Source organism: Leisingera sp. ANG-Vp, assembly GCF_000813725.1.
In the GTDB taxonomy this organism is placed as follows: domain Bacteria; phylum Pseudomonadota; class Alphaproteobacteria; order Rhodobacterales; family Rhodobacteraceae; genus Leisingera.
Genome location: NZ_JWLD01000051.1, coordinates 37,946 through 49,991 on the forward strand (window position 1 = coordinate 37,946; position 12,046 = coordinate 49,991).

General features: G+C 63.9%; 9 protein-coding genes. 2 read left to right on the top strand and 7 right to left on the bottom strand.

What is annotated here, in order from left to right; genetic code table 11:
- Positions 1-3 precede the first annotated feature (3 nt).
- The gene (locus RA20_RS16935) at positions 4-1,068 is read right to left on the bottom strand and encodes an ABC transporter ATP-binding protein (protein WP_039131349.1); all 1,065 of its coding nucleotides are present in this window, start codon (positions 1,066-1,068) and stop codon (positions 4-6) included.
- Between the two features lie 158 nt (positions 1,069-1,226).
- Positions 1,227-2,960 carry an ABC transporter substrate-binding protein gene (locus tag RA20_RS16940; protein WP_039131352.1) on the bottom strand — a complete coding sequence of 578 codons (1,734 nt, stop codon included), beginning with the start codon at positions 2,958-2,960 and terminating at the stop codon, positions 1,227-1,229.
- A gap of 276 nt (positions 2,961-3,236) precedes the next feature.
- On the opposite strand from RA20_RS16940, the gene RA20_RS16945 reads away from it, so the two are divergent.
- Positions 3,237-4,355 (top strand): THUMP domain-containing class I SAM-dependent RNA methyltransferase, encoded by a 1,119-nt coding sequence (locus RA20_RS16945; RefSeq protein ID WP_039131355.1) that lies wholly within the window; start codon positions 3,237-3,239, stop codon positions 4,353-4,355.
- Between the two features lie 16 nt (positions 4,356-4,371).
- On the opposite strand, the gene RA20_RS16950 is transcribed toward RA20_RS16945, so the two are convergent.
- The 4 genes from RA20_RS16950 to RA20_RS16965 all read right to left on the bottom strand — a co-directional run bounded on the left by RA20_RS16950 (position 4,372) and on the right by RA20_RS16965 (position 9,805).
- A complete protein-coding gene (locus RA20_RS16950) occupies positions 4,372-6,405 on the bottom strand; it encodes a dipeptide ABC transporter ATP-binding protein (protein WP_039131357.1) in 2,034 nt (677 codons plus the stop codon).
- A gap of 10 nt (positions 6,406-6,415) precedes the next feature.
- Positions 6,416-7,258 carry an ABC transporter permease gene (locus RA20_RS16955; protein ID WP_039131359.1) on the bottom strand — a complete coding sequence of 281 codons (843 nt, stop codon included), beginning with the start codon at positions 7,256-7,258 and terminating at the stop codon, positions 6,416-6,418.
- Between the two features lies 1 nt (position 7,259).
- Positions 7,260-8,210 (bottom strand): ABC transporter permease, encoded by a 951-nt coding sequence (locus RA20_RS16960; RefSeq protein WP_039131362.1) that lies wholly within the window; start codon positions 8,208-8,210, stop codon positions 7,260-7,262.
- Positions 8,211-8,308: 98 nt separating this feature from the next.
- The gene (locus RA20_RS16965) at positions 8,309-9,805 is read right to left on the bottom strand and encodes an ABC transporter substrate-binding protein (protein WP_039131364.1); all 1,497 of its coding nucleotides are present in this window, start codon (positions 9,803-9,805) and stop codon (positions 8,309-8,311) included.
- 268 nt (positions 9,806-10,073) lie between these two features.
- On the opposite strand from RA20_RS16965, the gene RA20_RS24750 reads away from it, so the two are divergent.
- Complete coding sequence (locus RA20_RS24750; RefSeq protein ID WP_052249043.1) at positions 10,074-10,988, top strand: LysR family transcriptional regulator; 915 nt, start codon at positions 10,074-10,076, stop codon at positions 10,986-10,988.
- Positions 10,989-11,038: 50 nt separating this feature from the next.
- On the opposite strand, the gene RA20_RS25820 is transcribed toward RA20_RS24750, so the two are convergent.
- Positions 11,039-12,046, bottom strand: a 1,008-nt coding sequence (locus tag RA20_RS25820; RefSeq protein WP_082018045.1) for a hypothetical protein, incomplete at its 5' end; no start/stop codon positions are given.

Genomic DNA, 12,046 nt, shown 5'->3' on the forward strand with positions numbered 1-12,046 from the left:
GCCTCACGCCGCGCGGCTGCCGTCGGGGGCAAAGAAGTATGCCTGCGCGGGGTCCATGTAGAAGTCGTGCAGCTCACCCACCCGGTAGGGGTGGACGCCCGGGGCCAGCGACACCCAGCTTCCTGATCCCATGTCGAAATGGGCGGAACTTTCGGAGCCTGAGAGCTCGGTCACCTGAACCTGGCCCGACAGCTGCACATGGGCGCCGTTCTTTGCCAGCGGAAGCACATGGTGCGGGCGGATGGCAATTGTGTAAGTGCCGTCGCTGAGGTTTGCGGCATCGCCGCTCAGCTCCCAGGTGACACCTGCGCCAAGGCGCGCCATGCTGCCCTGCTTGGTGATCTCGGCGGTGTTGATCGGCGGGTCCGAAAACACCCGTGCCGCATCGACGTTGCCGGGGTTGCGGTAGATCTCGGCGGTGGGGCCGAACTGGGTGACGCGCCCGTCGCGCATCAGCGCGGTCCTGCCGCCCAGGAGCAGCGCCTCCTCCGGTTCCGAGGTGGCATAGACCACCACCGCACCGCGGCCGGCAAACAGCTCGGGCAGCTGGTCGCGCAGCTCTTCGCGCAGCTTGTAGTCGAGATTGGCGAGAGGTTCATCCAGAAACACCGCGCGGCTTTCCTTGGCAATGGCGCGGGCCAGCGCGCAGCGCTGCTGCTGGCCGCCGGACAGCTCATGCGGGCGGCGGTGCAGCATCGGCTTCAGCTGCAGGATTGCCGCGGCCTCCTCGACACGGCCGGCGATTTCGGACTTCGCCATTCCAGCCACTTTCAGGGGCGAGGCGATGTTTTCGAACACCGTCATATGCGGGTAGTTGATGAAGAACTGATGCACCAGGCTGATGTTGCGCTTCTGGGTGCTGAGACGGCTGACATCCTCGCCATCCATCAGCACCTGGCCGCTGGCCATCGGGTCCAGGCCCGCCATCAGTTTAATGAGAGAGGTCTTTCCGGAGCCGGTGGCGCCCAGGAGGACATTGAAGTGACCGGGTTCCAGCAGCAGCGAGGTTTCCTTGATGTGCTGAATGGCGCCGACGCGCTTGGTCACGTCTATAAGTTCGAGTGCCATCTTGCTTTGACTTTCCGGCAGGCGGCCTGTTTGCGCCCCGGGGCCAGGGGCACGCAATCTTAGGGGGAAGAAGGCCCCGGAAGACGGGAAAGGGTCTCCGGGGCCTGTTTCAGCCCGGCCAAACGATGGGGAGGTCTGGCCGGACCGGGAGGAGTGCCTTACTGAGTTGCCCAGCGGGCCACCAGCTCGTCATAGTTGACGGTCTGGCCCTGCGGCTTCTCGTTCTCCAGCGGCGGCTTGGCGCCGCCATTGGCGTACCACCACTCCGCGTCTTTTTCCTCGTTCAGGCGCGGGCCGCAGCCGCCGTAGACATTTGCCTGCTCGTCTGCACGCTGCATCCGGGCCATGGTGATGTCCATTTCCTCGGCCAGACGGTCCATTGCTTCCTGCGGGGTGAAGGCGCCGGAGTTCACGTCACCGATCTGCTGCCACCAGATCTGGGCCAGCTTCGGATAGTCGGGCACGTTCACACCGGTTGGCGACCATGCCACACGGTCGGGCGAGCGGTAGAACTCGACCAGGCCGCCCAGCTTGGGTGCGCGCTCGGTGAAGCTTGCGTGGTTGATCGAGCTGTCGCGGATGAAGGTCAGACCCACGTGGGACTTCTTCACGTCGACGGTCTTGGAGACGACGAACTGGGCATAGAGCCAGGCCGCCTGCGCACGGTCCACCGGAGTGGACTTCAGGAAAGTCCAGGAGCCCACGTCCTGATAGCCGACCTTCTGGCCTTTTTCCCAGTAGGGGCCATGCGGGCTCGGCGCCATCCGCCACAGCGGGGTGCCGCTGGCGTCAACGGTGTTGTTGCCTTCGGACTGCGGCTTGACCATGTCGGCGGTGAAGGCAGTGTACCAGAAGATCTGCTGCGCCACGTTGCCCTGCGCCAGTGCCGGCAGCGACTGGTAGAAGTCATAAGACGCCGCACCCGGAGGCGCGTATTTGCGCAGCCATTCGTCCCACTTGCGGATCGCATAGACCGCCGCCGGGCCATTGGCCGCACCGCCGCGGGTCACGCTGGCGCCCTGCGGGTTGCAGGTGCCTGCATCCATGCGGATGCCCCATTCGTCGATCGGGATACCGTTCGGCTCACCCTTGGAGCCGGCGCCCGCCATCGACAGCCAGGCATCGGTCATCCGCCAGCCCAGGTCAGGCGCGCGCTTGCCGTAATCCATGTGGCCATAGATCGCGGTGCCGTCGATTTCCTTCACCTGCTCGCTGAAGAACTCGGCGATGTCCTCATAGGCCGACCAGTTGACCGGCACACCCAGGTCATAGCCGTACTTCTCCTTGAAGGCCGCTTTCAGGTCTTCGCGATCAAACCAGTCCTTGCGGAACCAGTAGAGGTTCGCGAACTGCTGGTCGGGCAGCTGGTACAGGTCGCCATCCGGGCCGGTGGTGAACTGGGTGCCCATGAAGTCGCCCAGATCAAGGCCCGGGTTGGTCACGTCCTTGAAATCGCCTGCCATCATGTCGGTCAGGTTATAGGCCAGCTGCAGGCGCGAGTGGGTGCCGATCAGGTCGGAGTCATTGACGTAGCCGTCATAGAGGTTCCGCTTGGTCTGCATCTGGGTCTGCACGGCCTGGACCACTTCGCCCTCGCCGAGGATCTGGTGGTTCACCTTGATGCCGGTGATTTCCTCAAACGCCTTGGTCAGCACTTCGGATTCATAGCTGTGGGTCGGAATGCCTTCCGACAGCACGTTGATCTCCATGCCTTTGTAAGGTTCCGCGGCCTTGATGAACCACTGCATCTCTGCAAGCTGTTCATCCTTGGTCAAAACCGACGGCTGGAACTCTTCGTCAATCCATTTTTTGGCTGCCATTTCATCGGCATAGCCCATTGTTCCCGCAACCATCGCGCAAACGGCAGCTGCGGAGAGAAGATACTTGCGCATCTTTTCCTCCCTGAAAGTCTGTAAGGCCAGTTATGCATCTGTCGCACCTGACTGCCATAGAGCTTTCATAGGTTGGAATATGTTGTCAAACTAATTTTTTAGTAACTGTTAGTGCGTTGATTATGAAAGTTAAAATCTGAGTTGGGGAGGCGTAAAGCTACCTGTTTTCGGGTGCCGCACCGCAGCATCTGCAGCTGTGACGCAACGGTACTCCGGCTCTTGAAGACGCCGAAAAAACGGTCGCCGTGCCTGCGCTTTGCGGCTAAGGAGGCGGGCATGACAGCTGAAAACACATTCGAGATCTTCATGACCGCACCGCCGGGGCTGGAGCAGGCGCTGCTGGCAGAGGCCAAAGAATTGGGCTTTGCCGCCCCCAAGGCGGTGCCGGGCGGGGTCACCGTGCAGGGCAATTGGTCCGAAGTCTGGCGCGCCAATCTCTCCTTGCGCGGTGCCGCGCGGGTATTGGCCCGGATCGGCGAGTTCCGTGCCTTCCACCTCGCGCAGCTCGACAAGCGGTCGCGCAAGTTCCCCTGGGGCGATGTCCTGCGCCCGGATGTGCCGGTGAAGGTCGAGGTTGCCACCAACAAGAAGTCCAAGATCTACCACGCCGGCGCTGCTGCCCAGCGGGTGGAAAAGGCGATTGCCGAGACCCTCGGCGCGCCAGTGACAAAGGACGCGGAACTGACGGTGAAGCTCCGGATCGAGGACAACCTCTGCGTCTTCAGCGTCGACACCTCGGGCGAGGGTCTGCACAAGCGCGGCCATAAATCCGCCGTCGGCAAGGCGCCGATGCGCGAAAACCTGGCTGCCCTGTTCCTGCGCGAATGCGGCTTTGACGGGAGCGAGCCGGTGGTCGATCCGATGTGCGGCTCCGGCACTTTTGTGATCGAGGCTGCTGAAATCGCCAAGGGGCTGCTGCCTGGCCGCAGCCGCAGCTTTGCCTTTGACAAGCTGGCCACGTTCGACGCCGCCGCCTGGGAAGAACTGAAACAGCAGGCTGCGCCACGCGAAACGGACCTGCTGTTCCACGGCTCCGACCGCAACGCAGGCGCCGTGGAGATGTCCGCTGCCAATGCCGGCCGTGCCAGCGTGGTGGAGAACACCCGCTTTGCCCAGGCCGCGGTCAGCGATTTGCAGCGTCCGGACGGCCCGCCCGGCCTGGTGATCGTCAACCCGCCTTACGGTGCGCGGATCGGCAACAAGAAATTGCTCTATGCGCTTTACGGTGCCCTGGGGCAGGTGCTGATGGAGCGTTTCACCGGCTGGCGCGTCGGCATCGTCACCTCGGAAACCTCGCTGGCCAAGGCAACCAATCTGCCGTTCCTGCCCTTTGGCGCCCCGGTCGCCCATGGCGGGCTAAAGATCCGCCTTTTCAAAACGGATCCGCTGCCCTGAGGCAGCGGGCCGGTGGTCACTCCGCTGGCAGCAATTCCGGCGCCACGCCAATTTTTTCAGCTTCAGTACCGCTCATCTGGATATGGCAGTGAATGACATGCCCGCTTTGCAATTCCTGCGCGGGCGGCACCACTGTATCACAGATGGACCCGATCCGTTTGGCGCAGCGGCGCTGGAACGGGCAGCCGGTGGCAGGCGGGGCCTTTTCACTCATGTCGTTCGCCAACAGAATAGGCGCCGTATCCGGATCCGGCTCCAGAACCGCGCCCATCAGCGTCTGGGTATAGGGGTGATAGGGCGGCGCATAGACCTGTTCTGCCGGGCCGGTCTCGCAGATCCGGCCCTGGTACAGCACCGCCACCCGGTCCGAGACAGCGCGCACCACCGCCAGATCGTGGCTGACAAAGATATAGGAAGATCCGTTCTCCTTCTGCAGTCGCGTCAGCAGCGCCAGTGCCGCCGCTTGCACCGAAACATCCAGCGCGCTGGTCACCTCGTCGCACAGAGTAACTTCGGGATTGGCGGCAAAGGCCCGGGCCACGCCGACACGCTGTTTCTCGCCGCCTGACAACTGTCCAGGAAAGCGCGGCATATACCGCGCAGGCAAGCGCACCGCTTCCAAGAGCGCCTCGGCCCGCGCCTGCGCCTCCGCCCCTTTGAGGCCGAAGTAGAGCTTCAGCGGTGCCATCAGGATCTCGCCGATGCTTTGGCGCGGGTTGAGCGAAGCATCGGCGTTCTGAAATATCATCTGCACCTTTCGCAGGGTCTCGCGGCCGCGGCCCGCCACCGGCGCATTCAGGCTCTCTCCATCGCCCAAAGTCACCGAACCCTTGCGGGTGCCCGCGAGGCCGGCAATTGCGCGCAGGATGGTGGACTTGCCGGAGCCGGACTCGCCGACCAGCCCCAGCGTCTCACCCTTTTTCAAAATGAAACCAGCGCGGTCCACGGTCGGCGCAGGCTCCGGCTTCTTCAGCCAGCGCTCCATGAGACCGGGCTTGTGATAGCTGATCGCCACGTCCCTTAGCTCCAGTGCGCGCGCCTCCTGCACCTGCGGCTCGCGCAGAGCGGTGACGTGCTCCGGCGCCGGTTCACCTGCAAAAGGGCAGCGCACCCGGACACCGCCGCGGCGCTCCAGTTGGGGCACGCCGTCCCGGCAGGCGGTGCGGGCCTGCGGGCAGCGGTCTATAAAGGCGCAGGCGGTCAGCTCGGAGCCGACAGCAGGCGGCATGCCCGGCATTGAGGCGGGAATGCCCGGTTCGCCCAGCCGCGGGATCGAGGCCAGAAGACCGCGGGTGTAGGGATGGTTCGGCGCCCGCAGCACCTCTGCCGTGGGGCCTTCTTCGACCAGCATCCCGGCATACATCACTGCCACCCGGTCCGCAGCACGGGCAATCACACCCAGGTCGTGGCTCACATAGATCATCGCCACGCCCAGCTCCTTGGCGAGGGAGCGCAGGAATTCCAGGATATGCGCCTGAGTGGTCACATCCAGGCCGGTGGTCGGCTCATCCAGCAAGAGCGCCTTGGCATTGCCTGCCAGTGCCATGGCAACAGCAGCCCGCTGCTGCTGGCCGCCTGACAGCTCATGCGGATACCGTTTGGCAATGTCCTCAGGGCTGGGCAGGCGCACGCGGTTCAACAGCTCCAGCACTTTGATGCCGCGTTCCCCGGCGGTCAGCGCGGTGTGCAAACGCAGTGCTTCGCCGATCTGCTGGCCGATCTTCAGCGTTGGCGTCAGAGCTTGGCCCGCGTTCTGCGGGATCAGCGCAATCGACGAGCCGCGCAGCCGCGCGCGCTGCTTTTCCGGCAGGGCAAACATGTCGTTGCCGTCAAACACCGCCCGTCCGCGGAACACCGAGAGGCCGGGTTTCAGATAGCCCATCATCGCCAGCGCCACGGTTGACTTGCCGGAGCCGCTTTCGCCGACAATGCCCAGGGTTTCGCCCGGCGCCAATTCCAGAGACAGCCCGCGCAGAATCGGCGCCTGGCGCCCATCCTTGGCGGTGAAGCCCAGGGACAGATCTTCGATCTTGATCAATGGTTCGGTCATTGCATTTCCCTCAGACGGCGGCAGCGGTTGCACGGTCCAGGCCCAGGGCCTTGCCCACGGCGTCGGCCAGCAGGTTTATCCCGATAATCAGCGAGCTCAGCGCCACACAGGGCCAGAACACGCCCCAGGGTGCGGTCGACAGAAGCCCGCGCTCTTGCGCCACCATCAGGCCCCAGTCCGGCGTTGGCGGGGTTGCGCCAAAACCCAGGAACGACAGGGAAGAGAAGGCCAGCAGCATCCAGCTCCAGCGCATAGCGCCCTCGACCAGCAGGATATCGGAGAGGTTCGGGAACATCTCGCGTGTCAGGATCGGCCACAGCGCTTCGCCCCGGGCCTTGGCAGCGGTGACAAAGTCGCGGGCGGAAATCTGCATCGCGGCACCGCGCACCACCCGCAGCACGGCAACGCCGTAGAAGAATCCCAGCGTCGGGATGATGGTCAGCGGCCCGGCGCCGCCGATTGAGATGATGAGGAGCAGGAACAACAGCCAGGGCATCGACAGGAAGGCATCTGCGATGCGCATGGAGTATTCGTCCACACGCCCGCCAACAGTGCCAAAGAAGATGCCGGCAAAACCGCCCCAGAGGGTGGCAACCACTGCGGCGCTGAAGGTGACCGCAATTGCCAGCCGCCCGCCATGGACCACACGCGAAAATACGTCGCGGCCCAGCGTATCAGTACCCATCCAGTGGGTGGCATTGGGCGGCAGCAGGATGGCGTCGGCGTTCTGCACGGTCGGGTCGAACGGCGCAATCCAGGGCGCCAGCACTGCCAGAACCAGATGAAACAGGGTGAGGCCGAGGCCAAGCGCGCCTGAGGGTTTCGACGCTATGGTTGCAATGAGTTTCCGCATATCAGTGCCCTTTCCGGCGCAGGCGCGGGTCCAGAGCGAGCGCGGCAAGGTCTGCCAGCAGATTCACGCCCACATAGATCACCGAGAAGATCAGCGCGATGGCCTGCACCAGCGGCAGATCGCGGTCATAGATTGCCTGGATCATCAGCGTGCCAAGCCCCGGGTAGTTGAAGACTTTCTCGACCACCACAACACCTGCCAGCAGCCAGGCGATGGTCAGTGCGATCACGTTCAGGGCCGGGATCATCGCGTTCGGCACGACGTGCTTCCAGATGATCCGGCGCTCCGGCACGCCTTTCAGCCGCGCCATCTGCACATAGTCCGAGGCCATCACGTCAATCACAGAGGCGCGCATCATCCGCATGATATGGGCGATCAGCACCGCGCTCAGCACGATCACCGGCAGGACGATATTCGGGAGCATCTGCAGGAAACCGGCTCCGGGCGACACGATCGTCACCGCAGGGAACCACTGCAGCGTGATTGCAAAGACATATATCAGTGCTGTGGCGGTCACGAACTCCGGAACCGTCATCGCCAGCATCGCGGCCCCTGATAAGGACAGGTCCAGCGGCCTGTCCCGCCTGACACCGGCGGCAATGCCAAGGAAGATGGCAAAGGGAATGGCCAAGAGCGCCGCCAGCCCGCCCAGCAGGGCCGTATTGCGGAAGCGTTCCCGGATCAGTTCGCTGATCGGTTTGCGCTTTTTCAGCGAATAGCCGAAATCGCCCTGCACGGCGCCTGCCGCCCAGTCGCCGTATCGCACCAGCGCGGGGCGCTCCAGCCCCTGCTGCTCAATGCAGCGCTCCAGCCGCGGGCCTTGGGCGAACCTTTGCAGGAAGGAGGTGCAGACATTGCCAGGCAGGGCCTCGACAGCGGCAAACATGACAATCGACACAAAACCGATGGTGAAGGCCGCAAAGCTGAAGCGGCGCAGGATCAGGGATGGCATGGGCTGGCCCTCTCCGGAAAAGAAAGCGGTGCGGCCTGCGGATCGCGGGGGGCAGGCCGCACCAGTTTGAAAGGGTGAGACGCCCCTTTGGCTATGACTTAGGAGCCGGACCCGTTCTTGGTCAGGTCTTCATAGCGGATCGAGAAGCCCTCGACCGGCGGCAGGCCGCTGATTTTGGAGGACAGGACTCGGGTGATGTTCAGGTGAACCGGAATGAAGGACCCGCCGGTTTCCCACAGTTCCTCCTGCAGCTCGCCGTAGAGCTTCTTGCGCTTGCCAAAGTCCAGTTCGGAGCGGGCCGAGTCCAGTTTGGCGTCGAAGTCAGCCGAGTTCCAGGCGGTCTCGTTCCAGGCCACGCCGGAGCGGTAGGCCTCATTGAGGATCTGGTCCGCGGGGCGCTGCGACCAGCCGGTGGCAAAGAAGGCTTCCTTCATCCACACGTCGCCCCAGTAACCGTCTGCCGGGGCCGGAACCAGTTCGATCTCGATGCCTGCGTCCTTGGCCTGGTTCTGCAGAACCTCGGCCATCTTCACGGCGCCTTCCGAAATGTCGGAGACGAACAGCTCAATCTCCAGGCCGTCCGCGAAACCGGCCTCGGACAGCAGCGCCTTGGCGCCGTCCACGTCGCGGCCGCAGTCGATCTCCTTGCGGTACTGGTCCCCGGTCCAAACCGGGTGGTCGCAGGACACAATGTAGCCGCCCTTGCCGTAAACCAGCTTGCCCAGGGCATCGCGGTCGGCAGACATGCGGATCGCCTTGCGGACGCGCGGGTCGCTGAACGGCGCTTCCTGGGTGTTCATCACCAGGCCGACCCAGCGGCCGGACGGCACCGACTGCACGGTGAAACCCGGGTTGCCTGCAAACAGAGGCACCTGCTCAGCGGAGACGGAGTAGACCAGGTCGATTTGGCCCGCTTGCAGGGCAGCGACGCGGGCATCCTGGTCGGCGATGGCGATCAGCTCCAGGTTTTCCACGCCGGCCCTGTTGCCGTAGTAGTTCTCGAACCGCTTCATGGTGGTCGTGCCAAGGGCGTCCAGATCGACCAGTTCAAACGGGCCGGTGCCGTTGCCGCTTTCGCACAATGCGTCCAGGTCGCCCCCGCAGGTTTCCGCATCCAGCATCTTGATACGGTAATCCATGGTCAGCAGCGGGAAGTCCGCGTGGCTGTCTTTCAGCACGACCTTGACGGTCTGCGGATCGACAACGTCGACATGGTCGATGATGCCCATCACGCCTTTGGTCGGGCTGTCAATGGTCTCCGACTGTGTGCGCATCAGCGAAAAGGCCACGTCCTCGGCAGTAAAGGCGTTGCCGTTGTGAAAAGTCACGCCCGGCCGCAGCTTGAAGGTCCATTCCTTGGCATCGGGTGTGGCTTCCCAGCTCAGCGCCAGATCCGGCGAAGGGCGGCCGTCCTCACCCTGGCGCACCAGGCGGGAATAGACTGTCTGGATGGCTTCATAGAAGCGCTGCGGTGAGATCGGGTCCATCGACTCGGAACCGCCAAATCCCAGCTCGTGCGGGATGCGCAGGGTTTCGGCGGTGGCGGCAGAGCTTGCCATGGCAATGGCAGCGGTAAGCAAAAGCGGCTTTTTCATCGGTCTACCTCGGGGCGTGGCCCGCTGGAATAGGTGGTGGCGTGATTGCCTGCCGCCGGAATTGCCGCATGCGGTGACAGATTTGTGACGGGACACGGGGGCTTGGAATGCTGGGGCGGCACGAAGTGTCCCGAACCCCTTGTTTTCAAGGCGCCGCGCTGTTTCAGGGCAGCTAAGATATTCAAAAAATTCACAAAAGCTTCACACGCACCCCCTGTCAAAACAGGGTTTGGCGCGAGTATTTTCATTGCCAGATGCGAAGTTTTTAATGGGACAGTCCGTGGTGTGGAGCGACTCGAATCTCAATCTATCGTGGCTGGCCGCCTTTGATGCAGCGGCCAGGCATCGGAACTTCACCAAAGCGGCCGAGGAACTGCAGCTGACCCAGGGCGCGGTCTCGATCCAGATCCGTAAGCTGGAGCAGGCGCTGGATGCTGCCCTGTTCGAGCGCCGCGGCCGCCATGTGGTGCTGACGGACGAGGGCCTGGCCTACCATCCGCATGTGGCGGACGCGCTGCAGGCGCTGTCGGTCTCCACCTCGCGGCTGTTCACCGGTTCGCGCCGAAATGTGGTCAGCATCGGGTGCTACTCTCCCACTTTTGCCAGCCTCTGGGTGATGCCGCGGCTGCGGCGGCTGATGGCGGATATTCCGCAAGCTGAGATCAGCCTTACCATCGATTACCAGGCCAGCGGCAGCCGGGCTGCACGTGATGACCTGGTCTTCACCTACGAGCAGGCCGCCGGTTCCGCCTTCCTGCCCCTGTTGCGTGAAAGCCTGCAGGCAGTCTGCGCGCCCTCCTACCTGGCAGAGCACGGGGAGAACTGGGGCCGCGGCGTGCTGATTGAGACTGCGGGCCCGCGCGGCACCTGGCCCGCCTGGCGCGCCGCTACCGGCGGCCAGATGCAGCTGGATGGGCGGGTGCTGCAGGTGAACTCGATGGCTGCGGCCCTGGACCTGGCCTGCACCGGCGCCGGAGCCGCGCTGGTGGCGCATCCTTTTGCCAATGACGCGATCGCGGCGGGCGAACTGCAGGAAATCCAGCCCGGCAAGCGCTTGCCGGGCAAGTTCCACGGGCTGCAGGCGATTGATTTGGAGGCGGCGCGCCCGCTCACCAAGCGGGTGGCTGCCTGGCTATTGCAGGACGCGGGGCAGGACATTCCAGCCTACCTGCTGCAAAAGTAGGATGAGGGCGCCCGAAGGCGCCCTCTCATGTCTGTGCAACGCTGGGCAGATCAGCCGAAGTCGTACATCTCACCAGTGCCGCCGCTGGCGCCGGTGCCGGGCATGGTGCCGCCCACCGGCTGGTTCATCAGCGCCATGATGTCCTCGGTGCCGGGCTCGGAGCTGCCGCCGCCGAACTGGCCCGCCAGATTGGCGTCATACCAGTTGCTGAGCCCGTCCCCGGTCACCCCGCCATTTGCATAGCCAGTGCCGGTGCTGGCCGCTGCGGCAGGATCATAGCCGCCCTCCAGCACCTGCTGCGAGCCGTCCGGGTTGCTCACCACCAGCGACATGCTGCTGAGGTCGATATCCTCAAGCGACAGCCCCGAGTCAGACCACAGGGTAAAGTTGGCGTTGGTGACCGTGCCGTCAGTGCTGTCCGGCACCTGGCCGAATTGCACTTTCGCATCGAAATTGCCTGGCACGGCAGGGCCGTTGTTCAGCGCATTGACCGCATTGGCGTTGGCCTCATGGCCGGTCACCGGCAGCGCGTTCTCATCCGGGAAGAAGTTCAGCCCGTTGAGCTTGGCTTCATTTGCGAAGTTGAAGAACACCCCGTCGATATCCGCAACCTCACCGTCAAAGGACGTCGGCGCCAGTTTGACAAACAGCTGGTTCTCCGGGGTTTGCAGCACTTCAACAGTCACACTCGGGTCGCCATTGCCGCCGATCTCGAAGAGGACCGAAGTCTTGTCGCCGCCGGAACCGCCGCCGCCGTCACCAGTTCCCTTGGTTCCGCCGGTGCCTTTCGTTCCGCCAGAGCCGCCGGAGCCTTTGGTGCCGCCGCTTCCTTTGGTACCCCCAGTGCCCGAGCCGCCAGTACCGGACCCCCGGGTGCCGGTGCCGCATCCATGGGTGCCGCCGGAGCCGCCAGAGCCGCGTGTGCCGCCCGAACCTCCCGATCCGCGTGTTCCGCCGGATCCGTCGTTCCAGTCATCCTCTTCCCGGTACCACCAGTGCTTATTGCCGTGATGGCCTTTGGTGCCGCAGCCCTTTGTGCCGCCGGAACCCCTGGTACC